Origin of the sequence: Streptomyces sp. NPDC052107 (genome assembly GCF_040680215.1) — a bacterium.
In the GTDB taxonomy this organism is placed as follows: Bacteria; Actinomycetota; Actinomycetes; order Streptomycetales; family Streptomycetaceae; genus Streptomyces.
Genome location: NZ_JBFAWG010000048.1, coordinates 36,142 through 59,911, shown reverse-complemented (window position 1 = coordinate 59,911; position 23,770 = coordinate 36,142). Strand labels below are relative to the sequence as shown.

13 protein-coding genes and 6 pseudogenes are annotated in these 23,770 nt (G+C 67.4%); 10 read left to right on the top strand and 9 right to left on the bottom strand.

Annotated features, from left to right (window positions below; translation table 11 throughout):
- Positions 1 to 411: 411 nt before the first annotated feature.
- Positions 412 to 2,151: an AIPR family protein gene (locus tag AB0M27_RS33115; RefSeq protein ID WP_365727257.1), complete on the bottom strand. Its 1,740-nt coding sequence runs from the start codon at positions 2,149 to 2,151 to the stop codon at positions 412 to 414.
- Positions 2,152 to 2,590: 439 nt separating this feature from the next.
- Between AB0M27_RS33115 and AB0M27_RS33110 the strand changes: the two genes are divergently transcribed.
- The 6 genes and pseudogenes from AB0M27_RS33110 to AB0M27_RS33085 all read left to right on the top strand — a co-directional run bounded on the left by AB0M27_RS33110 (position 2,591) and on the right by AB0M27_RS33085 (position 12,769).
- A complete protein-coding gene (locus tag AB0M27_RS33110) occupies positions 2,591 to 4,411 on the top strand; it encodes an AAA family ATPase (RefSeq protein ID WP_365727255.1) in 1,821 nt (606 codons plus the stop codon).
- A 379-nt stretch (positions 4,412 to 4,790) separates the two neighbouring features.
- Positions 4,791 to 5,990 carry an exonuclease SbcCD subunit D gene (locus AB0M27_RS33105; RefSeq protein WP_365727253.1) on the top strand — a complete coding sequence of 400 codons (1,200 nt, stop codon included), beginning with the start codon at positions 4,791 to 4,793 and terminating at the stop codon, positions 5,988 to 5,990.
- On the top strand, positions 5,990 to 8,998 hold the full coding sequence (locus AB0M27_RS33100; protein ID WP_365727251.1) for an SMC family ATPase: 3,009 nt from the start codon (positions 5,990 to 5,992) through the stop codon (positions 8,996 to 8,998). Before AB0M27_RS33105 ends, AB0M27_RS33100 begins: the two co-directional genes overlap by 1 nt.
- Before the next feature lie 78 nt (positions 8,999 to 9,076).
- Positions 9,077 to 11,326 carry a Helicase associated domain protein gene (locus AB0M27_RS33095; RefSeq protein WP_365727250.1) on the top strand — a complete coding sequence of 750 codons (2,250 nt, stop codon included), beginning with the start codon at positions 9,077 to 9,079 and terminating at the stop codon, positions 11,324 to 11,326.
- A gap of 495 nt (positions 11,327 to 11,821) precedes the next feature.
- Entirely contained in the window at positions 11,822 to 12,088 is a 267-nt protein-coding gene (locus AB0M27_RS33090; RefSeq protein ID WP_365727248.1) for a hypothetical protein, read from the top strand.
- Positions 12,085 to 12,769, top strand: a pseudogene (locus tag AB0M27_RS33085) (restriction endonuclease). Before AB0M27_RS33090 ends, AB0M27_RS33085 begins: the two are co-directional and overlap by 4 nt.
- 42 nt (positions 12,770 to 12,811) lie before the next feature.
- On the opposite strand, the pseudogene AB0M27_RS33080 reads toward AB0M27_RS33085, so the two are convergent.
- Together AB0M27_RS33080 and AB0M27_RS33075 are read right to left on the bottom strand one after the other, a co-directional pair.
- Positions 12,812 to 13,039, bottom strand: a pseudogene (locus tag AB0M27_RS33080) (transposase family protein); the annotation flags it as partial.
- A 112-nt stretch (positions 13,040 to 13,151) separates the two neighbouring features.
- Positions 13,152 to 13,607, bottom strand: a complete 456-nt coding sequence (locus tag AB0M27_RS33075) for an SRPBCC domain-containing protein (protein WP_365727246.1) — start codon at positions 13,605 to 13,607, stop codon at positions 13,152 to 13,154.
- A 281-nt stretch (positions 13,608 to 13,888) separates the two neighbouring features.
- Between AB0M27_RS33075 and AB0M27_RS33070 the strand changes: the two are divergent.
- Positions 13,889 to 14,032: pseudogene (locus tag AB0M27_RS33070) on the top strand (LysM domain-containing protein); the annotation flags it as partial.
- Positions 14,033 to 14,068: 36 nt separating this feature from the next.
- Positions 14,069 to 14,320, top strand: a pseudogene (locus tag AB0M27_RS33065) (peptidoglycan-binding protein); the annotation flags it as partial.
- On the opposite strand, the gene AB0M27_RS33060 reads toward AB0M27_RS33065, so the two are convergent.
- Complete coding sequence (locus tag AB0M27_RS33060) at positions 14,321 to 15,514, bottom strand: hypothetical protein (protein ID WP_365727245.1); 1,194 nt, start codon at positions 15,512 to 15,514, stop codon at positions 14,321 to 14,323. It lies immediately after the preceding pseudogene.
- A gap of 245 nt (positions 15,515 to 15,759) precedes the next feature.
- On the bottom strand, positions 15,760 to 16,017 hold the full coding sequence (locus AB0M27_RS33055; RefSeq protein ID WP_365727243.1) for a hypothetical protein: 258 nt from the start codon (positions 16,015 to 16,017) through the stop codon (positions 15,760 to 15,762).
- Between the two features lie 312 nt (positions 16,018 to 16,329).
- On the opposite strand from AB0M27_RS33055, the gene AB0M27_RS33050 reads away from it, so the two are divergent.
- The gene (locus AB0M27_RS33050; RefSeq protein WP_365727242.1) at positions 16,330 to 16,620 is read left to right on the top strand and encodes a hypothetical protein; all 291 of its coding nucleotides are present in this window, start codon (positions 16,330 to 16,332) and stop codon (positions 16,618 to 16,620) included.
- Between the two features lie 221 nt (positions 16,621 to 16,841).
- Positions 16,842 to 17,132: a helix-turn-helix domain-containing protein gene (locus AB0M27_RS33045; RefSeq protein ID WP_365727239.1), complete on the top strand. Its 291-nt coding sequence runs from the start codon at positions 16,842 to 16,844 to the stop codon at positions 17,130 to 17,132.
- Between the two features lie 24 nt (positions 17,133 to 17,156).
- Here AB0M27_RS33045 and AB0M27_RS33040 read toward each other — a convergent pair whose 3' ends face one another.
- The 4 genes and pseudogenes from AB0M27_RS33040 to AB0M27_RS33025 all read right to left on the bottom strand — a co-directional run.
- On the bottom strand, positions 17,157 to 18,167 hold the full coding sequence (locus AB0M27_RS33040) for a patatin-like phospholipase family protein (RefSeq protein WP_365727237.1): 1,011 nt from the start codon (positions 18,165 to 18,167) through the stop codon (positions 17,157 to 17,159).
- 387 nt (positions 18,168 to 18,554) lie between these two features.
- A pseudogene (locus AB0M27_RS33035) lies at positions 18,555 to 19,014 on the bottom strand (IS3 family transposase); the annotation flags it as partial.
- 70 nt (positions 19,015 to 19,084) lie between these two features.
- Positions 19,085 to 22,678, bottom strand: a complete 3,594-nt coding sequence (locus AB0M27_RS33030; RefSeq protein WP_365727235.1) for an NACHT domain-containing protein — start codon at positions 22,676 to 22,678, stop codon at positions 19,085 to 19,087.
- Positions 22,679 to 22,840: 162 nt separating this feature from the next.
- Positions 22,841 to 23,736 (bottom strand): annotated as a pseudogene (locus tag AB0M27_RS33025) (IS630 family transposase); the annotation flags it as partial.
- Positions 23,737 to 23,770: the final 34 nt, after the last annotated feature.

Below are 23,770 nucleotides of genomic sequence, written 5' to 3'. Positions count from 1 at the left end.
CCTGGAAGCAAGGCCACCGCCCCGAGCGCACCCGCACCACCCACTTATCCCGCCTCCTCACCCACCCCTCGAAATGAGAGATCAGCAACGGGGTCTTGGAGTGAAGCAAGTGCAGCGGGAGTTTATAGCGGTTTGAACGACATACGGCCCGACTTGGGGCAGTTGGACATCGAGCTGGTGCTGCCAGCGACTGCCGACCCGAGTACTGGGCCGCCGCCACCAAGGCGGTAGCCGTGGGACAGCAGCAAGGCACCTGAGCCCTCCGCGCGACGACTGATGAGACCCGAGCGGGCCTGTTCGTCCTCATCCGCGGGTTCGCATTCCGTCGGCGTCTGCAGCCGTCCCCTACACCTGCACCACGGGCTGAGCTGCTTGGCGGCGTTCGCGTGTCCGCAGCGACACCGAGATCAGTCAGTGCTCGATGTGGTAGCGGCTTTGGGCGACCACGGCCTGGCGGAGTTTGGTAGTGAAGTCGGGGGTTCGAGCGATGCGGTCGACGCCGCCGGCTTTGCTATGACGCAGGGCGCTTTTGAAGTTCTGTTCAAGGGTGCCGGTCATGCGGGCCATCAGGTCGTCGTTGAGGTGGTCGAGGTCGATGCCAAGGAGGTCCCGCAGACTGGGCTGGCGGAGGCGTGTGAGGGTGTAGGCGGAGATGGCAGCCAGCGGATAGAGCCAGTTCTCGAGTGTCTCGCCCAGCAGCGGCCGGTCTTCGGCGTACTGGGTGAGGAAGGTGCGCAGGCGGGTGTGGACGTCGAGGCAGAGGCGGTAGATGTCCAGGTCGTGGCGCGGGGAGAAGATCTGGGCGTAGTGCTGATCGTCGAGGAGTAGCGCGTCGGAGTGCCGCAGCGCGGTGTGCGGCTCGCGCAGGGCGAAGGCGGTGAACTCTTTTGCCAGGCGGGCCATGCTGACGACTCGGTCGAGTGGGAAGCCGAGGTTACGGTAGTAGCTGGCGCGGCGTTCGTAGTAGTAGCCGCCGGCCTGGGTGAGGCTCTCCTCGATGTCCTTTTGGATGGATTCGGTAGCGCGTAGGGCGCCGGCGGGCAGCTGGGTTTGGCTGTTGGTGGCCCGGATGATCCGGTCACGCGCTGTACCGGACTCTGGTGCTACCACGATCTTGACCAGGAGGGAGCGGTCGCGGTGCTGGCCGCCGTCCTGGAAGTAGTTGTAGATCTCGTGACTGGTCTGCAGCCCGTTGACGATCTGCGGCTCCCTGATGACGATCCTCTTGCCGGCGATCTGGGCGGCGTCTGCGACGACCGTGACGCCGTTGTTGAACCACCAGAAGTCCTCACCCGTGCCGGACTTGAGGGTCTCCCCGATGGCGTTGTTCACCGCAGTGGAACCTGCATAGTCGCGTACGTTCGACTCGAACAGCTCCAGCCGTAGCGCCTCGTTGTCGGAGGTAATGAAGCGGTAGTACTCATCCAGGCGTGCCAGGCACACGTACCCCTCACCGAGCGACGTGCTCATCGGCGTCTCGTTGAACACCAGCTGTGCGACTGCTTTGGCACCGCGGGCGGTGCGCTCACGTAGGTCCGCAGCGTTGAGATACTCCACCTCGGCTGCGGCGTCGGAGGTGATCTTTGCGAGTTCCCGGCGCAGTCGGTCGCCCTTGGACTTCACGTTGGGGTGCGGGGTCTCGGCGGCTTTGCTGGCGTAGATCACCTTGATACGTACGTGCGGGAATGAGGACGCCAGCTCCTCGAGGATGTGCAGGAAGCGCCGGGTGCGGTCCAGGAGTTTGGCGTTGGTGTGGTCAACCAGCTCCTCCTCGTCCCGGCTCATGTCCAGCAGCGTCGGCAGGTGGAAGTGCAGCTTCTCGATCACGGTTTCCTGGTAGCCCGAAGTGTTCTTCGCTTGCAGGATCACCAGCTCGATCTTGCCAGCACGTGAGGGCAGGAACTGATGCGCATCGGCAGTGATGTAGCGCTCGTCCACGAAGGTCCAGATGCCGTCGATGCCGCAATCGTGCGCTCCGTCCACGATGCCGTCCATGATCTCGTCGTTGTCGAGATCCCAGTCCTGCAGGGCCTTGTCGGCAGCGAAGAACGTGAAGAAGTCGTCCCTGCCCTTCTCCGGCGCTAGCTTGCGGTGCTGGTCTTCCAGAATCCGGTCGAGCAACCGCTGGTCGTTGTTCTGCACCGACGTCACGCAAACACCCCCACCAAGGCGACAGAACCCAGGACAGGAAATGGTGTCAGGCCCATGCATTGGTGAAAACCCCACGTACTGCACCGAGTTCCTGTCAGCGCCTGACGGACGTTCCAACTGCCCCCTGGAGGCGGATGGACGCGTGTGCGGTGCCCCATCTGTGCACTCCGCCGCTCCGTCCCGCGGTTGCCTGGCTATAGGCGGGAGCGCGTAGGCCCGAGGCCATCGCTGCTCGCAACGGTCGCCAGGACCGGGCGTCCCGTTCGTCGGGCGGGACAACGGGCGGGTGCGCAGCTGATGGGAAGCAACTGACGGAAAACGCCCAGCTGTTGCTCTGTGTCCCTCTAGTATGACTGTCTGCGCTGACGGCTCAGCAGTCTCACCCGCATGTCACACCCCTGTCCGGTGCCGGAACAGGGAGATACGGAGCAGCTCAACTGTGCACCTCAACCGCTTCTCCGCGTGCGGCTTCCGTTCTCTGACGCATGTCAAGGACATCCCGCTCGGCAGCCCGACGATTCTCGCCGGTCGGAATGACGGCGGGAAGAGTGCTGTCCTTGCGGCGCTGGCCTTCCTGCTGGGCGAGCATCGTCTGACGGATGAGGACCGCACCTACGAGCAGGGCGAGGACCTCAAAGGGCAGCGCTGCGCGGAAACTTGGATAGAGGGCGACTTCACCTTGGACGCGGCGGAGCAGGCTGCCAGCGAGTTGCCTTCCGAGCTGCGCATCCGTCGCCGCTCCCGCGCCGGTGAGGCTGCTTGCTGGGAGTACTACGGTTTGGTGCCAACCGACAGTCGTCTTCACGGGCTGGGACGGTTGCTGAGGAAGGATCTGGCGGACTTGGTCCGTGAGTTCGGTCTGACTCCGTCGGGCGCCCTGAAAGACGATTTGCTGGCCGCGCTTACCGCACACGCCAAGACCTTGCCGCAGACCGAGCAGTGGCAGCCGTTGCCGAAGCAGCTTGAGGAGCGCCTGCCGCGGCTGTTGGCCTTCGGAGGCCGGGACGAAAGCCCCGACGATGCTGTCCGCACCGCCCTGAACAGCTGCTATGAGACCTACCTTCAGGATGAGACGCTGCAGGGGCGTGTGCGGGAGATCGAAGCGGAGATCACACAGCGCCTAGAGAAGGAAGCCGACTCCCTGTGCCAGCACATCCGCCAGCACTGCACCGAGTTCGTCGGAGTGGAGGTCAAGCCGGAAGTCTCCTTCAAGGGCGGCTTCAAGCGTGCTCCGCTGGAGGTCTCCAAGGCTGACGGCGAGCCGGTCGATCTCACACGCTCCGGCCAGGGCAGCACCCGCCGCATCGCGCTTGCGGTGTGGGAATGGACCAGCAACCTCCTGGAGAACAACGAACTCGCAGCGGCAGCGGAGCAGGACGAACAGGAACCGACCCAGACCATCGTCGTCTACGACGAGCCCGACACCCACCTGGACTACCGCCACCAGCGTACGGTGATGGACATCATCCGCAAGCAGTGCGCCCTGCCACACGTCAACGTCATGGTCGCCACGCACTCGATGAACCTCATCGACGGCGTCGACATCGCCGACGTCGTCCACCTCAAGCTCGGTCCTAACGGCCGCACCCTCGTCGAACGCCTCCAAGACGACACCCACGACGGCATCGACTTCCACCTCGGACAGATCGCGGCCGCTGTCGGACTGCGCAACTCCGTCCTGCTGCACGAACGCTGCTTCCTGGCCGTCGAAGGACCCACCGAGCAGCAAAGCGTGCCGCTGCTCTTCCGGCTCTCCCAGGGGCTGTCCCTGCAAGCGGCCGGCATCGCCCTGTGGGCATGCGACAACAACGAAGGCGCCCTTCACCTGGCCGGATACCTCGTCAAGCACGACCGCACCGTCATGCTCATGGTCGACGCAGACAGCCGCACCAACAAGCACTTCAAGAACGAAAAACTCATCAAAGCCGGCCTCGACCTGACCACGCAGGTCGCCTACGTTGGCGAAAGCGAGGGTTATAACGAACTGGAAGAGCTCTTCACCGACGCGCAGTGGGCCGCGGCCGCCAATGCCCACTGGCCCCGTCAGGAGCAGTTGTGGGACGCCGACGACTTCGCCGCCCACCGCGGCAGCAAATTCAGCGACCGCATCCTCTACATGATCAAAGAACAGGCAACGGAGAAGAGCCCCAACGGCAAGGCCGACATGCTCTACGGCCTGGTATCGATGCTCACCACCGCCGAGGAAGTCCCCACCCAACTACGCGACATCTTCACCGAGGTGCAGGCCCTCGCCTGCTGACATCCTTGTCTTGTGCACGCCGCTGCAGCATGCGTTCCTTACGCTGCTCGACCGTCGGTGCCGCCCAGGCATGCCAGCCGACCTCGGCATTCCATTGCCGCGCATGACCACGCGCTTCGATCCCGCACCACCGGCACCCGCCGGGCGCCACGATGCGTACAGTGCTGGCAGAACGTGGTGATGACATCACATCCTCCTTCCCCCCACTGCTTATCTTGCCTCCTACCACTGACAATCACCCTGCAAGCAGAACCGTGCCCGCAGGGAGGCGAGCACCGCAGGACAGCTCCTCCTCACCGGCCCCCGCCACCCCTGATAAGAGACTGTTTATCGGGAAAACCGCACGTAGCCACAACCTCAGCAGTTACGGTCTGTGCTCATGCGGTTTCTGCACACTTCGGACTGGCACCTGGGCCGCCGGTTCCACGGAGAAGACCTTCTGCCCGCTCAGCGCGCCTTCCTCGACCACCTGGTCGGCACAGCCCGCACCGAGGACGCCGACGCCATCCTCATAGCCGGCGACATCTACGACCGGGCCATCCCCAGTCTGGACGCTGTGCGCCTATTCAACCGCGCCCTGCACCAGCTCGCCGACCTCGACGTGCCGATCATCATGATCAGCGGAAACCACGACTCGGCCCACCGGCTCGGTGTCGGATCCGGCCTCTTCGCCCGCGCCGGGATCCATCTGCGCACCGACCCGGCCACCTGCGATACCCCGGTCCTCCTCAACGACGCCGACGGCCCCGTCGCCGTGTACGGCATCCCCTACCTCGAGCCGTCGATGGTCCGCACCCAGCTGGAGGCGGAGGCCACCTCCCACCACGCGGTGCTCACCGCCGCCCTGGACAAGATTCACGCTGACCTCGCCAACAACCAGCCGGCCGGGACCCGGTCGGTGGTCATCGCCCACGCCTTCGTCACCCCCAGCACCGGACACAGCGAGGAACAGCAGGTAGAGGAGTCCGACAGCGAACGCGACCTCAGCGTCGGCGGTGTCGCCCACGTCGGCTCCGATGTCTTCGACGGCATCGACTACGTCGCCCTCGGCCACCTCCACGGCCCCCAGAAGGTCACCGACCGAGTCCACTACAGCGGCTCCCCGCTGGCCTACTCCTTCTCCGAGGCCACCCACACCAAGTCCTTCACCCTGGTGGACCTCACCTCCTCCGGCACGGCCCCCACCCTGAGGCGTCTGCCCTGCCCGACCCCCCACCGCCTGAAACGCATCGAAGGCCTCCTCGCAGACCTCCTCACCCACCCCGCTCACGAACCGCTGAAGGACGCCTGGCTCGAGGTCACACTCACCGACCCGGCCCTGCCCTTCGAGGCCATGGCCCGGCTGCGCCGTCGCTTCCCCCACACGCTCAGCCTCAAGCACCAGCGGGCCTTCATCCCCGCCCAGGCCACCGACACCCCCACCTACACCGAACGCCTCCGCGGCCGCAGCGAACTCGACATCGCCAACGACTTCATCACCGACATGCGCGGCACCGCCCCTACCCCCGACGAACACGCCCTGCTCCAAAAGGCTGTCGACGCCGCCCGCCTGAACGAACTGCAGAAGGAAACCGTCTGATGCGCCTGCACCACCTCACCCTGCAGGCATTCGGCCCCTTCGCCGGCACCCACACCGTCGACTTCGACGCACTGTCCGCCGACGGTCTGTTCCTGCTGCACGGCGACACCGGCGCCGGCAAAAGCACCCTGTTCACCGCCATCTGCTTCGCCCTGTACGGCGAACCCCCGGTCGACCGCGACCTGATGCTGCGCAGCCACCACGCCCCGGCCAGCCTGCTGACTCAGGTCACCTTGGACGTCACCATCGCCGGCCACCGGCTGCTCATCGACCGCGTCCCCCAGCAAAAGCGCCCCAAGAAGAACGGCACGGGCGACACCGACCAGAAAGCAGAAACCCGGCTCAGCCGGTGGACAACCGACTCCCTCGGCCAGGGCCACTGGGAACCCTCCAGCAAATCCCACCAGGAAGCCGGCAAGGAGATCAAAGACCTCCTCGGCATGAGCCGGACCCAGTTCTGCCAAGTGGTCCTCCTGCCCCAGAACGAGTTCACCAAGTTCCTCTACGCCGATGCGGGCAAGCGCCGCGAGCTCCTCGGCAAGCTCTTCCACACCGACCGATACGCCTTCATCGAACGCTGGCTGAACGACCACAGCCGCACCACCCAGAAGAACCGCGACGCCGCCCGCGACGAAGTGCTGCACCTGGCGGCCCGCACCCACCAAGCCGCCGGCCCGGACCTGAAATCCCAGTACGACGCCCCCACCCCCGATACCGCGCACGCCCTGACCGGCCCCGCCCTGACCTGGGCCAAGGACCTCATCCAGGCCAGCCAGGCCGACGCCCTCGCAGCCCAGGCCCACGCCGAGACGGCAAAGAAGAACCAGCTCACCCACCAGGAGAGGGAAGCCACCGCCCGCGAACTGCACAGGCGGCAAACCACCTACGCCACCGCCCGTGAACAACTGGACCAGCTGGACGAGCAGACCCCCCACCAAGAAGCCCTCGGCCGGCGCCGGGAACAGGCCCGCCGCGCCCAGCAGCTGGCACCGCTGCTGCACGCCGTCAGCACCGCCCGCGCCGACCACACCCGCGCCCAGGACAGCGAAAGCGCCTCCCGCACCCGGCTGCTCCCCGAGCACGCCACGCTTCAAGCCGCCGACCTCGCCACGGCCGGGCAACGCATGCGCGACGACATCGCCGTGCTAAAAACCCTGCTTCCTGAGGAAGCCACCCTCCACCAACTCACAGCCGACCTGAAGCGCATCGACGCCGAGCGGCAGGACTTCACCGTCCAGCAGCGCACCGCCCGCGACTGGCTCGAGCAGGAGACCACCCAGCGCGCCACCCTGGAGACCCGCCGGGAGGCCGCCCGCGAGGCCGAGGAACAAAGCCGCCGCCACCAGGCCCAGCTGGAGATCCTCAACGGCCGCGTGGCGGCCGCCGAACGCCGCGACGCCCACCTGGCGCAGATCACCACCACCGAGCAGCGCCTGGCCGCCGCGCGAAAAGAAACCGAACAGGCCGCCGAGGCCCACATCGGCATCCGACGCCGACGCACCGAGGGCATGGCCGCCGAACTCGCCGCGAGCCTCACCGACGGCGCACCGTGCCCGGTCTGTGGCTCATGCTCCCACCCGGCTCCCGCCCAGGCTCCCGACGGGCATCCCACCCGCGAGGACGAACAAGCCGCCGAGGAGACCCACCAGCGCGCCCAGGAACAGTGCGACGCGATCGCGGTCGAGCTGCAGCAGCTTCGCGAGAACGCCGCCGGTGCCACCGGCGAAGCCGGCGACACCCCTCTGGCCAGCCTCAAGACCGAACACGAGACACTCGCCGCTCAGCTGGCCAACTCTCTCAAGCGTGCCGCCGACCGCAGGACCGTTGAGGAGGAACTTCTCGCGCTGGACCGCGAACACATCACCATGACCGAGCAGGACAGTGTCGCCACCGCCGGCCTGTCCGCCCGCAACGCCAGCTACGACACTCTGTCCCAGCGGCAAGGAGAGCTCACCGAAAAGCTCCACGCCGCCCGCGGTACCGCCCCCACCCTCGCGGCCCGCATCGACGACCTCACCCGCATCGCCGACCACCTCGAGCAGGCAGCCGAGGCATCCCGCGCCGCGGCCACCGCCACCCAAGCCCTGCACACCAGCACCAGCGAGGCCACCGACGCCGCCACATCCCAGGGCTTCGACACACTCGCCGCCGCTGAACAGGCCTTGCTCAGCGAGCAGGACCTGGGCGACCTCGAGGAAGAGATCAACCAGTGGCGCGAGGCCCGCGCCTCCCACCAAGCTGTCCTCGACGACCCCCTCCTGCAAGAGGCAGCCGCACAGCCCGCCGCCGACGTCGAAGCTGCGGCAGCCCTGCGCGCCGCCGCAGACGACCAGCACGCACAAGCGGTCACCACCGCCAGCACCGCCCGGGCCCGCACCACCCAGCTCACCGACCTGACCACCACCCTGGCCGACGTCGTCGAGCGCCTGGAGGCTCTGGAGCAGGCCCACACCACCGCCCGCCACCTCGCCGACCTGGCCACCGGCAACGCATCCGGCACCCGGGTCCGCATGCAACTGGAGGCCTACGTCCTGGCCGCCCGCCTCGAACAAGTCGTCACCGCTGCCAACACCCGCCTGAGCCTGATGTCCGAAGGCCGCTACACCCTCCGCCACTCCGACCACCAAGCCGCCCACGGCGCCCGCTCCGGCCTCGGCCTGGAAATCACCGACTCCTGGACTGGCCGCCCCCGCAAGACCGACACCCTCTCCGGCGGCGAATCCTTCTTCGCCTCCCTGTCCCTCGCCCTCGGCCTAGCCGACGTCGTCACCCACGAAGCCGGCGGCAACCCCCTGGACACCCTCTTCATCGACGAAGGTTTCGGCACCCTCGACGACGACACCCTCCACAACGTCCTCGACGTCCTGGACTCCCTCCGCGCCCACGACCGCACCGTCGGCGTCATCAGCCACGTCCCCGAACTACGCCGCCGCATCACCCAGCGCCTGCACGTCCGAAAAGGCCCCACCGGCTCCACCCTCGCCCACCTGACCGAAGCAGCCGAATAACCTGCACTCCAGGAGAGCGGAGCTCCCGCCCCGCCCTCCTGGAGCACCCAGCCGACCCCCACGGAGCGCTACACCTCCATGGCCCCCGACATCGAGCTACGGCCCCACCAAAAGGAAGCCGTCGCTGCCACCGTCGCCACGCTCCGCGACCACGCCCGCGCGAGCGTGATCGCAGCCTGCGGCACGGGCAAAACCCTGATCGCCGCCCGCAGCACCGCCCGTATCGCCCCCAGCGGGCGGGTCCTGGTGCTCCTGCCGACGCTGGACCTGCTGTCGCAGACGATCCGCTCCTGGCGTGCCGCCGGACGCAAAGGCGCCTCCATCGCGGTGTGCTCGGCTCGCCAGGCCCTCGACCACGAGCCGCTCGGCGCCGATACCCCCCTCACTACCGACCCCGCCGAGCTCACCGCCCTCACCTGCACGCCCCGCCCCGTCGCGGTCACCGCATACGCCACCTACGCCTCCCTGCCCGCCGTGGTCGCCGCCCACCGCGACCACCACCTGCCCCCCTGGGATTTGGTGGTCGTCGACGAGGCACACCGCACCGCTGGCCGTCTCGGCAAGGCCTGGGCCGCCGTCCACCACGACGACCAGATCCCGGCCGCCCGCCGCCTCTACCTGACCGCCACCCCCCGCATCTGGGACCCCGACGACGCCCAGGACGACGCCGCGGAAGCGGTGGCCTCCATGGACGACGAGAGCCTGTTCGGCCCTATCGCCTACAGGCTGACCCTCTCCGACGCCATCGACCTCGGCCTGCTCGCCGATTACCAGATCCTCGTCCCCGTCGTGACCGACGAAGACCTGCGCGACTGGCTCGCCACCGGCCCCGGCGCCGGCGTCGACGGACTGCGCCTGGCCGGTCGCCAGGTCGCCGCCCTGCGCGCCATCCACGACCACCGATTGCGCCGCATCCTCACCTTCCACCACCGCGTCGCCGACGCCCGCGCCTTCGCCACCACCCTGCACGAAACCGCCGCCACCCTGCCCGCCTCCTTTCGGCCCGACGGGCTGTGGGCGGACTGGATCAGCGGCCACCACACCCCCCAGGTCCGCCGCCGCCTCCTGCTCGAGTTCGCCTCCCACACCGACCCCCACACCCCGGCCGTCCTGTCCAACGCCCGCGTCCTGGGAGAAGGCATCGACGTGCCCGCCATCGACGCCGTCGTCTTCGCCGACCCCAAGAACAGCCCCGTCGACACCGTCCAAGCCGTCGGCCGCGCCCTGCGCCAGCAACCCGGCGCCGGCAAGAAAGCCACCCTCGTCGTCCCCGTCTACCTCACCCCCGGCGAAGACCCCGACGACCTCCTCGGCGCCGACGCCTACACCCCGCTCTGGCACACCATCCAGGCCCTGCGCGCCCACGACGACCGCCTCGAAGCACGCCTCGCCGACCCCCGCACCCACCGCCCCACCATGCCCGGCGAGGACCCCGACGCCTGGCTGCACTTCGACCGCCCCACCCAGGCCGAAGAAGTCGCCCTCGCCCTCTCCCTGCGGGTCCTGGCCCCCAAGAGCGCCGAATGGCGCCGCGGCCTGAAAGCCGCCCGCCGCTACCACCACACCCACCACCACCTCGACGTCCCCCAGACCTACGAAGACACCACCGGCTACCCCCTGGGCCGCTGGCTCACCTGGCAGCGCCACCTGCACACCAGCGGCGCCCTCGGCGAAGCCCGCGCCCAGGCCCTCGAACGCCTCGGCATCATCTGGGACCCCCGCCAGCAGGCCTTCGAGCGGGGACTGGCCCACGCCGCCGCCTACGCCGCCCACAACGGCCACCTCGCCGTCCCGGTCGACTACCTCCACGACGAGTTCCCCCTCGGCCGCTGGCTGGCCACCCAGCGCACCCGCGCCCACACCCTCACCGCCCAGCGCACCGCCGCCCTCACCGCCCTGGACCCATGGTGGAACCCGCCCTGGCCGATCACCTGGCAGCGGGCCTACCACACGGCCCGCCGGCAGACAGAACAGAACGCGGCCGCCTCACCGGCGGGGGAGTGGCTCACCACCCAAGGGCAGCGCGCCGACGATCTTCACCTCGAGCAGCGCCGTCTCCTGAAGAATCTAGGACTCGACCTGCCGGACACGCCCGCCTCCCGCGCCAAGAATTCTCCGCTGCCGGCACGGCAGCGCGCCTTTGAGCGCGCACTGGCCGCCGCACGTGCCTTCCGTGAACGAGAGGGCCATCTCAATGTTCCCCAGAGGCACATCGAGCAGATCGACGGCGAACAGGTACGGCTGGGACAGTGGCTGAGCAACCTGCGCCGCCGCCGCTCCGGCCTCAGCCCGCAGCGGCGCGCAGCACTGGACGAGCTCGGCCTGTGATCCAAACGTCTGAGGAGCCGTCTTCTGCCTGCCCTCGCGGCATGATCGGTTCGCCGCAGGCGCCGCTTTTGGACGCTGCTTCATGGAATTGGCCGGATCCATCTCCGGCGCCTGGACCAGTGACCGGTCCGCAACCGTGCTCTGAGCGAGTGCGCGCGGATCCAGGCATGGCCCGACTGCCCAGGTGAGGCGCGCCTTCGGCAGCCGCACGCGGGGAGGATCGCCGGCAGGCGCGGCCAGCATCCCAGGCGCCCCGGAACCAAGCACTCAACCACGGTCGCATGTCCCGTCATGTCCTGAACTACTCGCTACACAGGGCGAGTTGAGCGATCGGTTCGTGATCCGTTGTCAGTTCCCGCCGCCAGCATGTCAGTGATTGCGGGGAAGACACGATCACTGGGGGAGGACCACATGCCGTTTGTCCGGCCGTACGTGCGGTCCGACGGGACGCCAGTACGCGGACACTCCCGATGGGCGCCAGGGGCGCGCCGGGAGATGACCATCTTCGCTCTCTTCGGCCTGGCCGTGTTCGGCATCGGCCACGCCTCGACGGCGAACGGAACGGACAGCGCGCCGCGCCAACCGTCGGTGACCTACCCGATCCGCTTCGACCACCACGCCGGCAGCACCTCAAGGGACGTCGAGCCACGCCCCACCGTGTCGTACCCGATCAAGTTCGATGCCCCCGAGCCGAGGAAGCCGACACCTCAGCCAACGGTCTCGTACCCGATCGACTTCTCCACCCTGGGAGCTGAGCGATGACCCGGCGCCCACCGGCCAAGCGCCGGACCACCAGCCGGCGACGCAGCCAGCAGGATACGCAAGCCGCCATCCTGGCCGCCGCGGCAGCAATCGTGATCACGGTGATGGTGGTCAACTGGCTCCTCGCACACTGGTGGCTGCTGCTTATCGCGGCCGTCCTCGCGGTCCTGGGCGGAACCTGGTGGTGGCAGCAGCGGACCCAGCACGCGGAGCAGGAACGGGCCCGAGCACAGGCCCTGCGCTATCAACTGACACAGCTGGATGCACTGTCCCACCGCCAGTTCGAGCACGCAGTCCGTGACCTGATGCACCGGGACGGCTGCAGCGATGCCATCCAGGTCGGCGGACGAGGCGACCTCGGAGCGGATGTGAAGGCCACCGACCCGCTCGGGCGGCGCTGGGTGATCCAGTGCAAACACCGCCGCAACGGCGCCCAGGGCACGCCGGTGGGCACCCCGGAACTGCAGGTGCTCAACGGGACAGGACGCCCGGTCCACAAGGGTGATGTCGTGGTGATGGTGACCAACGGAAGGATCACCCAGCCCGGCCGCGTCCTCGCCCGGCAGCAGCGACTGACTCGTCGACCGCCACGTACCGGCGTCGTGGGCCGCGGGCTCGAGGCCGCTGTGGGAACTGCTGCCCGTCCTGCCGCCGCCTTGCAGGCCGTCACAGCTCTCCTGAGCCCTGCTCCTGACCATGCCGGCGCATAAAGGTCGGTCAATCGGCTTCGCGGATGTAGCGGTAGACGGTCGCGATCCCGATGCCGAATGCAGCGCTGAGCTGGGCGTAGGTGTCATCGCACCGCAGATGGGCCAGGACGGGCAAGGCCTGCCGCCTGGCCGCGAGCCGCCACTACCGGGTACCGACCTCCCGTCGCCGGACGACAAGTTGCCCGGCGAGGTACCGCAGGGAGCGACAGGACAGGCCTATGGACGACGGGTAGTCAAGCACGGAAGCTCCTGTGGCACGGGTGATCTTGGTCGAGAGCCCGTCTACCAGGAACTTCATCGTTGTGCTGTCCAACTCCCAATTCATCACTGCCAGGTTGGAAGAGGCTCAGTGATCAATCCAATTGTGACGCGAGCAGTTCCCCGAGCTTGCCGAGGCTCTGACTCCAGCCTTCCTTGTGGAAAGCCCGCCGCCGCTCCGTGGCGAAGTCGCCCTGGTCGAGGACCAGCTCGGACCGTGCGGCGTCGATGTCGTGCAGCGACAGCGTCACCACCGTCTCCTGGTCCTCGGGGTCGGGATCCTCCCAGCGGAAGGTGTACGACAGGCGTACCGGGGGCTCGACCTCGATGAATTCGCCCTCCAGGTAGAACGGGTCGCCTTCTGGGGGCTGCATCGCGATCCGGTAGGTACCACCTGGGCGGAGGTCGCTCTCCACACTCGGGATGGTGAACCCATCCGGGCCCCACCAGCGGGCCATTTCCCGGGGTTCGGTCAGCTCTCGGAACACGACCGGGCACAATCCGTCCAGGGTGAGCTGCAGATGCAGTCTCACCTCGCCGTCCTGCGTCATCACGCACTACCTCCCACTGCAGGTGCCGGAATGACCGCCATGCCCATTCTTACGTCTCCCGACCGTAGATCACGATCTCACCGTGGTTTTCGAAAGTCTCTCGCACGTCGGCGTATTCGGATCCTCGGTGGGCGCAGAGGAAGTGGGGACCGGAACAGGATCCGGCATCATGCAACTCGATATCCGGCCCGCCCGAGACGCAAGCAGTTGATGCGTAAATAGCTGAAACGGCAAATGACTCTGAATTTGCGCATTGTCAGGGGCTTGTTAGGGTAGGCCATATGAGTGAGATGACAACGGAGTTCTACGTAGTAAAGAAGGGCGACAACCTGACCAAGATTGCCGCCATGTACGGTCTGACGCTGGACCAGATTCTGCAGTGGAATCCGGAGATCACCAATCCGGACGTGATTCGGATGGGGCAGCGGGTCCGCGTCTCCGCGCCGGAGTCGTCCGGCGAGTACCAGCCCTTCCCGGGTGCCGCCTTCTTCGCCCTTGGCACGGAAAGCCCGATCATCGAGGCCATGGGCTACCGCCTCATCGCGGAGAATTGCTCGGCCTACAGCGACGGGCCCGACGATAAGTGGAGCCCAAACGACCAAAAGTCCTACGCCAAGTGGCAGCGCAAGCTGGGATTCTCGGGCCCGGACGCAGACGGCACTCCGGGCAAGAAGTCCTGGGACAGGCTCCGCGTACCCCTTCTGACCGAGTGATCAGCCTTCGGCCTCCTCGTCGGCTGCACGGGCCCTTGCTGATCCGGCGCGGGGTGCAGGCCCTGCTGCGGGGACGACGGTGGTGCGGCCGACGGGGGCCGGGGGGTCCAAGGGGCCACGTACCGACTCCAGAACCCTTTGACCCTGCCGGTCGACCCATTTGGTGAAGAGTTCCTGGGAGTATCCGAAGATGACGGCCCAGGCGATGATCTGGGCCGAGGAATCCAGCGCGGTAAGCCCCGGCACGAAGCCGCCCCGCATGAGGAGAAGGCCGAGCACGGCTGTGAGGGCACCCGCGGGGATCTTCAGTGCCGCGAGGGCGACCGGCACCGGGTAGGAAGTCGACGTACCCCTGATTTTTCGCAGCGCTGACGCGGCCGCGACTCCGGCGGCGACCAGGCCGACGATTTCCACTACGAGGTAGTCGCCCCATGACGTGACAGCGGCGAAGTTCTGGTCGAGTTCGGTGGAGTGGGGCGAGCCCTGGCTGCCCGTGGGGCAGACGATCAGATAGGGAACCTTCGAATTCGGAGCACTCTGCCGTGGGGGAGTGAAGCACAACGGAACGGCGTCTGGAAAGAAGGCGGTCAGTACTGCCACCGCTGCCGCCAGGAAGAACAGAAAGGCGGCCACCCCACAGACGATGCGCACGAAACTGCCCGCACGGAGCTTCTCACGCAAGGCCACGCTGTGCGCGACATCCACGGCTTCGAGGACGACGACCAGTTCCGTCTCGTCGATGAGTCGTCGGCGGGCGTACTTCTCCATCACGATTTCTGTGGCAACCCTGCGTGGGTCGTCGCGGGCCAGGTGTTCTCTGACCACGGCAAGGAGTCCCGGAAGATAGGGAGCCACCTCGTCGGGGGACGAGAGGAACGACTTCAACCAGAGCAGGCGTGCGGTGTTCAAGTGAACCTGTGCCGCAGTGACATGAGACCCGAACGGCGCCCGGCGATGCTCGTCGAAGGTCAGGGTCTTCTCCGCGCAGTCGAGCTCCTCGTCGGCCGCGCCCAGAATCGCCTGGCCGTCCGGCCTGCCGGAAGCCTGCACCGCGCGCTTACGCTCGCTGACCAGGGCCCGGAGTTTGCAGACCGTGGCGCGGGCGTCCTCACCGAGTTCCCAAGAGCGCCGCTCGCGGTACCACTCCGGGTATCGCCCCGGTACCTTTCCTCGAATCCACCGGCCAAGTCCCATGGGCCCATGGTCCGTATCCAGCCACGTACCGGCGGTGATTGCCCCGAACGGGGGTGCGTCGCCCTTGGCTGCCGGGAGAGCAGGGCTGATGCATTCTCAGCCTGCAAGATGAACTGATCGCCAGTGGAAGTGCAGGCCGTGGCGGTGGTGCTTGCCGGAGTAGTTGGGCCGGTTTTCCGCCCCGGTGCGGCACTGGGTGGGGATCAAGGTGCCGTCGATGAGCACGGCCTCCCCGCCCCGCCTGGCTATCGTGCGAAGCGCGCGGTCCAGGCGCGGGGGGCGCGGGCGGCGAGCAGGCTGATCATCTCGTCGCGCCAGCGCCGCAGGGTCGACTCGGGCACGCCGCTGCCGCCGGCCAGGTCGAGCAGGCGCTGGTCGTGCCGCAGCATCGCCAGCACGAGCACCGCAATCCGGCCCGGCGGCAACGACCTAAACGGGGAGCCGATCGCCTTCGGGTGGCAACGCAGCAGGTCCGCGAGGTAGACGATGGTGCCCGTGGACACGTTCAGCTTGCACTGGTAGACAAGGGAGACGCGCCCTCGGCGGGCTCGTCGATTTTCGTCACACAATCTCAACGGCGCCCGGGTGCACCATGGTTACGCCTCGGGTCGTCCCTCGCGGCGACGGCCGGGCTGATCACAGGTGCGCGGTGAAGCGGTCGTCGGGCAGTTTGCGCAGCCAGCCCCGCCCGGCAAGCTTGGACAGCGTCCCGCGCAGCGGCTCCAGCTTGCCCCGCACCGCCACCTCCAACTCGAGAACCTCGCCGACCTGCTTGACCGTGACCGCCCGCCCGCATCGCGCACGATGGCGAGGATGTGCTGGTACTCCGGCGGCAGCGCGTCCTGGTCCACGTCGGCCCCACGGTGCGGGACCAGCAGCACCGCACGGGCCGCCACCTGCGTCGTCGGCGGCACAGCCGCCGCCGTTTCCACGGCGAGCTGTTCGGCCATCCGGTGCCAAACCCGTTCGGCGACGTCGAGTTCGCCACGCTCGGCCCGCACCTTCTCCGGCTGCTTGGCCAACTCATCTTCCAGCTCGTCCAGTTCCGCGCGTCGCGCCGCGATCCGTTCCGCGATCTTGGACTCCACCATGGAACCGGATCGTAGGCGGCGACGGGCCGTCGCCACGGAGGAACCAGCAAAACCGTCCCGGCCCGCCCGGTCAGACGATCAAGACCGCAGACTCCCGCCCGCGACCAGCACGAGCACCCCGACCGAGCGTCACGCCAGCCCCTCCGACCAGCACGTTCGAAGATGGCGAAGGCTCATTGAGTGATGTCGGGGCTTCTGCCTGAAATTTGACGGTCGGCTCCGGTAGTTCTGGCTGGGTGAGATACGCGCAAGGCGGAGGGTTGACCAACGCCGGGACAGCCGCGCGGGAGCGAGTCCGGCTTCGGGCCGTGGAACGCTTCGAGCACGGGGAGAAGGGCAAGGACATCGCCGCCGCACTGCGGGTGTCGCAGCGGTCGGTGGAGCGGTGGCGGAAGTCCTGGCGTGAGCGGGGTCAGGCAGGAGTGCTGTCGAAGGGATCGCCGGGTCGCCCGCGGCTGGGGCCGGCCCACATGGAGCGGCTGGAGCGGGAGCTGGAGCGTGGTCCACTTGCGCGGCGCCTTCGTTGAGTGTCAACCGCCGCAGGGCCGTGCTCAGGCTTGGGCCACTGACCTGATCACCTCCCAGGTGTGGCCTGGAGTCTTTTGACGGTCCAAGAATGCAGTCGCTGCCTGTCGGCCGTTGTCGAGCAGCTGATTGCGGGTGTCTGTAGACAGGCCGAAGTCCGTCGATGAGACACCCATCGTGTCAACGTAGATGGTGCGCTGGTCGACGCCTTCGTCGTGGAGGTGGTAGCGGTTCCAGTCGCCCGTACGGGTCTCCACGCAGGCGGTGGCGATCTGCAGCGCGGTGCGTACTGGCCGGTCTGGCGTATCGAGCGTCGGCCTGCTGGAAAGCTTCACGCCCCAGCTGGGCCACCGTGCCGGCAGGCCGTCAGTGCGGTCGAAGGCGGTGATCGGGAAGTTGGACAACAGTCCGCCGTCCACCCAGGTGGCGGTGCCGTTGCCGGTTTCGACCTGCACAGGCTGGAAGTAAAGGGGGATCGACATCGACGCTCGGACAGCGTCTACTACCCGCTGTTCGCGGGGTTGTTTGCCGTACTGCTCATAGTCCCAAGGAAGTCGTACCAGGACGCGGCGGGACAGGTCACTGGCGTGCACCACCAAGGAGTAGCGCTGGTACTCCGCGAGCGAGCTGCCCATGTCGTCCTCTGGGGAAATAGCGAGATCGGCGAAAGTGCGAACTCCCGCCGCCTCCAGTTGTGGACCGAGCCAGTCGGTCAGGTATTGGCCGGAGTGAGCGCCTTCGTGCAGCAGCAACTCGACGCCATCCGTCAAGCACCTGCCCAAGGGGCCGGGGAGCGGGCTGTCAGCGAAGCGGCTGTATTGCAAGTCCTTCATCACGCCGACCAGGTCGTGTAGGTCCTTGCCCGCCTTCTGGTAGGCAGCGACAAGCGCGCCCACAATGGCTCCGGCGCTCGTCCCAGCGATCCGTGGGAACCGATATCCGTGCTCGGCCAAAACGAGCACCGCCCCCAGAAGCCCGATGCCCTTAACACCCCCGCCTTCGAGGACCAGGTCCACGTTAGGTTGCTTGTCAGACATCTCCTCACGCTCCCTTACCCGATCCGGACGGTGCGCACGTAGTTGTCTTTCGATCAAATTCCGCAGTCACACTCACACAGACGTTGACGAGTCGACGACGCCCCTTAGTAGGTCGCCGTCGAACGCTGCGGACGCTCACTCGCATCGGAAGAAGTGATGCTGCCCCACTCGCGCAGTGCGTTTGCTCTTCTGAACTAACAGCTACCGGCGGGCGTCACTCACATTCCAGGCTAGGAACCATTGGCCTCACCTGCATCTTCAAATGTCCGGCGGGAAGGCGGTACTCCGCTCCGAGGTCGGTCGCCGCGGCCACGTATGCCTGGCTCCGTTGAATCGGGCCGTGGTGGTTGAGCTGACCCGAGTTTCGTGGAGTCCGCGATCGTGTGATCAAGCGGTCCGCGGGGCTTCCTCCAGAGTCGTCCAGTACGCCTGCTCGTACTCGTCGGGTGGGACGTAGCCCAGGGCGGAGTGGAGTCGTTCGCCGTTGTACCACGCGACCCACTGGAAGATGGCCCGCTCGACCTCGTCGAAGTCCCGCAACGGGCCCTGGTGGTCGATCAGTTCGGCCTTGAACGTGCCGTTCAGGGCCTCGGCCATCGCGTTATCGTACGAGTCTGCGACCGAGCCGACCGATGCCGCGGCTCCAACCTCCGCCAGTCGTTCCGTGTAGCGAATGGACACGTATTGGGACCCCGCGGTCGGAATGATGGATGAGGTCGGCGTCCTTCTTGATCTTCTGCCGCCACAGGGCCATCTCCAGTGCGTCCAGCGGCAGGTCCGTGCGCATGTGATTCGCAACCTGCCAGCCCACGATCCGACGGGAGTAAGCGTCGAGGACGAACGCGACGTCACGCACACTCAACGCCACACCGGGCCCGCAGGACACGCATCACCACAACCGACCTGACCAAGCCCTACTAGTCCCGGGTCCGCGCGGCCATCGCGTCCCAAAACCGGTCCAGTTCCCGGACGCGCATGCCGACCCACTGCGGTGTCTTCCTGCGCAGGCCCCTGGGCAGATGCCGCTTCCACGGTCCAGGCAGCAGGGCCTGCTGCTGGCGGCAGAACGGCTCGCGGACCTCGCTCCTGGGGAGGCTGCCGCGGGGCGGGTACGGGCAGAGCTGGAACTTGCAGTCGGGCAGACAGGCCGAGCCCGGTGTGGGTGGGGCCGCGGTTCCGGCCGGCATGTCGGGCCGCAGGGGCTCCCGGTTGGTTCGGATGCACGGGGGGAGCTGCATGCCGGGCTGCTCGGCGCGGGTCAGGCGCTCCTCAACGCCTTCTGGGAGCCCGTCGCGTTCGATGAGGTTCAGCATGACCAGCACGTCGGCGACGAGGCGTTGGGCGCGTCCGTCGAGGGTGCTCCAGCCGGCCGCGGGCGGGATCCACAGGTTGTGCTTGCGGTACGCCCCGGGGTTGCCGTTGCGGGAGCCGATGTTGTCAGTGACGCCCTTCTCGTCGACCCAGAGGAAGCGCTCGGGCTGTCCGGTCTCGAGGGCGAGGGCCACCAGGTCGCCCGCTTCGGCGACGAACGGATGCAGCTGCCGCCTGGGCGAGTCGCCGTTCAGGCCGGGTAGGCCGGGCACCCTGTTGACCGTGCCCGCCATCGACAGCCAGCGCTCCACGGTCTGGACGGCGGTCGTCCCGCCGATCGCCCGGGGCGGCTCGCGTGAACCGTCGCGGTCGTCGTAGCGGCTGACACTGTCCGGGAGCTCCCACAGGCACAGCGCCTGGAGGAGACAGAGCTGCGTGTACCAGCACCGGGACTGCTGCAGCACGGTCTCCGCCTGCCGGATCAGGTCGGCGCGGCCACCCGGATACGCGTCCGGATGGCGTTGGCGCCGGTTGGCCGCGTACTTGAAGCCCTGGGCCAGCGCGGCCTCCAGAGCGAGCGGCAGGTCGGGGGCGCCGCGAGTGAATGTCGGGTCGAGGTGGCGCAGCCACTTGTCGAGGCGTTCCCGGGCCTCGCCCCGGTGGGCGTCGTCGACGGAGCCCAGGAGCATGGGCAGCATCCAGGCCCGCATCACGAACTCCCGGAACAATTCGAGCCGTTGTTGCTGGTACTGCCGGTTGAACTTCTCCCGTTCGCGTTGCAGCGTCTCGATCTCGGCCAGCACGGCCTGCGAGGGTCTGGGAGCGGACCTCTCCTTCCTCATCTTGTGGGCCCATGCGTCGCACTGCCGCCTCTTCTCGGCCTTCAGCTTCTTGATCTCGTTGTCGTACTGCCTCAACGGGTCGGTGTGCAGACCGCCTACTATCCGCTCGCGGATCACGGCGAAGGCCGCGTTGCCGCCGGTGCCGAACTCCTGGGCGGCGGCCAGCCGGATGGAGTAGGAGGGCTCCGCCTTGCCGATTTGGAAGAGGCGCCAGTACAGCGGCGAGGTGTCGATCTTCTTGTCGGCCGTCCGCAGCGCCGCGCCGATCTGCTGGAGCAGTCTCAGCTTGGCGTCCTCGAGAGTGCGCCGATCCCCCTTGACGCGGTTCCAGCGGCCTTGCACCGCGGAGACGATGTCGCCCAGCAGTCTCGGGTTGTCTTCCACACTTTCGATCTCCAGGGCGGCCGCGTAGAGATCGAGGACCTTCGGGTCGTCCGGTCGCCGGTTCGCGGCCGCGAGGAGCCGGTGGGCCAGGGTGCGCCCGCCAACGGGTGCCCGCCGCACCCGGTCGTCCTTCCACTTCTTCACCTCGGTTAGGAGGCTGCCGCCCTTGTCCATGAGCTGTGCGGCCCGGCGGCGGGACAGGAACACCAAGGCGATGAGCAACTCACGGCTGGGACCGGGCGGTTGGAGTGCCTGCTCGGTGAGTTCTCCGGCGCCGTTCTCCTTGAGGTGGTCGAGCATGCGGTAGCCGAGGTAGGCCTGGATGATGCTGTGCGGGAAACGGATCTTTCGCTCGAAACCCTCCACCAGCTTGAGCTTGTCCGCGTTGTTCGCGAAGCGGGCGAGCACGGCGTTGCACTGGGCCATGTTCCCGCCCCGCAGGCCCTTGGCCTCCTTCTTGCTGAGCCGGTCGCACAGCGCGTCCCAGATCTGCTCCCGGTGCCACTCGGAGAACGCCTTCGCATTTTTACCGTACTTGTCGAAGCGACGACGGCTGTTGGTCCACAGGTGCTCCATCCGGGCCTGCGTGATCCGCACCGGACCGGGATGGGCGTCACGGTCGAGCAGATCCTCGAAGGACACCTCCAGCTTGTCCTGGAGCAGTCCAATGCAGGCAAGGGCCGAGACCACCTCGATGGTGTCCTTGCGCTCCGGCGGGGACAGTGGGACATCCTCGCGCAGTTGGCCCTCGCCCAGCGCCGTGTCCCACGTCTCCATCAGCCACAGCCGGAGCGTGCCGCGGTCGCGACTGCGCGTGTCCAGGCGATCCTTGTCCTCGCGCGGCCGGTCGCGCTCCAGAAGGCCGTGCTGGTGCAGTTCGCGGGCGATCTGCAGGTAGATCGGCGACTCGGTCACCTCCGCCGTCTCCACGATCCAGTCCACGCGGCGCTCGTCCGTCTCCGGTACGTGTGCTTCGACGAAGCGCAGTGCCTCCTCCTCGCTCAGCGGTTCCAGTTCCACGATCGCGGCGGCGGTGCTCTCCAGCGGACTGTGCGGTCGGGAGGCGATGACCAGCGGCAGCTTCTCCTCGTGGGCGCGCTCGATGGCCCGGCGGATGATGTTGTCGCGGTTCTGCTGGAGTTTGTCGTCGAGAAGTGCCTCTTCCAGGCCGTCGGCGATGACGACCGCCTTGTCGTCGGCGAGCAGTTGCTGCCAGACCCGATCGTTCTTGGAGCGGGCCAGGATGCCCTGGGGCGCCTCGTCGGCGAAGCGCCGCTTGCCCAGGAGTTCGAAGTTGAGGTCGGTCCCGTCGGCCACTTCCCGCAGCCGGACCGGCACAGGCACGGCGCGCTGCCGGGCCAGCAGTTCGGTGAGCCGCACCAGGACGGCGGTCTTCCCGACGCCGACCCCGCCGACGAGCAGATAGGGCCGCCGGGTGTTGCGCTCGCGCAGCCGTTGGGCGATGACCTGGGCGATCTCCTCGCGGCCCACGATCTCGGCGGTCTCCGGCCCGGCCGTGAGTACCAGTCCACCGGGGTCTTTGCGGGCCTTCGTGAGGTAACGCCGCCTGGTCCAGCGGTACCACCAGAACAGGAAGAGCGTGGCGGCGATTGAAGCGGTGAGCACTGGACCGACGAAGCGGAGGAAGGCGTCGAATCCTCCGTTCTTCCGCAGGTCCTCGAAGCCGGTCGACTCGCCCGAGATCAGGATGTACAGGCCCTCCCCGCACCAAGCGAGGACCGCAAGTACGGCGATGCCCCAGATGAGCCTGTTCACGTTGGCGTAGGAGATCCATCTGCGCCACTTCCTGGGGCGGGTGGTCTCGCGGCGGGCCTCCAGACGGATCGTCAGGGTGTGCCAGTAACCGATCAGGAGGCGTCGGACCCGCATCCCCGCCCGTCTTATACCCAGAGTGGCCATGGGCGCGTTGCGCGGACGCTCCTTGCCGGGCGGGTGTCGGACGATCTTCGTCATCGTGCGCTCTCCTTCCGAGAACGACTCTCGGCACGGAGGCCCGCGGGCACCTCCTTCTATGGAAACACCCCTGTCAGGCCCCGCAACTCGGCCGTCCGCAGCCGCGTGACCGTGAAGAACCTAGTGACCTGAGTCAGAGATTCTCTGGCAGTAGGCGGCGACCTAGCCGAGGATCTCGTCGGCGGTCTTCGTCCAGGCGAAGGGCCGGGGGTTGTCGTTCCAGTCGGCGACCCATGCCCTGATGTCGCGTTCAAGGGCCTGGACGGAGCGGTGGACACCGCGGCGGCGTTTCTTGCTGGTCAGTTCGCCGAACCATCGCTCCACCAGGTTCAGCCACGATGAGCCGGTGGGTGTGAAGTGCAGATGGAAGCGGGGCGGTGCCAGCAGCCACTGCTTGATGGCGGGTGTCTTGTGCGTGGCGTAGTTGTCCAGGATCAGATGCACGTCGAGGTCTGCGGGGACCTCCTTGTCGAGCTTGGCCAGGAACTTTCTGAACTCGGCGGCCCGGTGCCTGCGGTGGATCGAGCCGATCACCTTGCCGCTGGCGACTTCCAGGGCTGCGAAGAGGGTGGTGGTGCCGGCGCGGAGGTATCGTGGCTGCGGCGTTCAGGAACGCCAAGCATTATCGGCAGGACCGGCTGCGAACGGTCCAGGGCTTGGATCTGGGACTTCTCGTCCACACACAGCACCAGGGCCTTCTCCGGGGGGTCGAGGTGGAGGCCGACCACATCGCGGGCCTTGTCGATGAACAGCGGGTCTGTGGACAGTTTGAACGTCTCGCAGCGGTGCGGGGCCAGGGCGAAGGCACGCCAGATCCTTGAGATGGCCGACTGGGACATCCCGGTCGCCGCTGCCATTGAACGGGTCGACCAGTGCGTGGCGTTCGCCGGTTTCCCTTCCAACGTCTTGACGATGACCCGTTCCACATCGGCATCCGAGATCTTCCTGGGGACACCCGGCCTGGGCTCGTCGGACAAGCCGTCCAGACCGCGGTCGAGGAAGCCCCTTCGCCAGGTGCGGACCGTGTCCGGAGCGACCTTCAGCCGCCGTGACACCTCCAAAACTCCTGCCCCTGCCGGCCCACCACGCCGG

Coding starts and splice junctions, on each gene's coding strand:
- AB0M27_RS33100 (WP_365727251.1), top strand. CDS start 5,990: ATGCGCCTGCACCACCTCACCCTGCAGGCATTCGGCCCCTTCGCCGGC.
- AB0M27_RS33060 (WP_365727245.1), bottom strand. CDS start 15,514: ATGGGACTTGGCCGGTGGATTCGAGGAAAGGTACCGGGGCGATACCCG.
- AB0M27_RS33030 (WP_365727235.1), bottom strand. CDS start 22,678: ATGACGAAGATCGTCCGACACCCGCCCGGCAAGGAGCGTCCGCGCAAC.
- AB0M27_RS33075 (WP_365727246.1), bottom strand. CDS start 13,607: ATGACGCAGGACGGCGAGGTGAGACTGCATCTGCAGCTCACCCTGGAC.
- AB0M27_RS33095 (WP_365727250.1), top strand. CDS start 9,077: ATGGCCCCCGACATCGAGCTACGGCCCCACCAAAAGGAAGCCGTCGCT.
- AB0M27_RS33090 (WP_365727248.1), top strand. CDS start 11,822: ATGACCATCTTCGCTCTCTTCGGCCTGGCCGTGTTCGGCATCGGCCAC.
- AB0M27_RS33105 (WP_365727253.1), top strand. CDS start 4,791: ATGCGGTTTCTGCACACTTCGGACTGGCACCTGGGCCGCCGGTTCCAC.
- AB0M27_RS33040 (WP_365727237.1), bottom strand. CDS start 18,167: ATGTCTGACAAGCAACCTAACGTGGACCTGGTCCTCGAAGGCGGGGGT.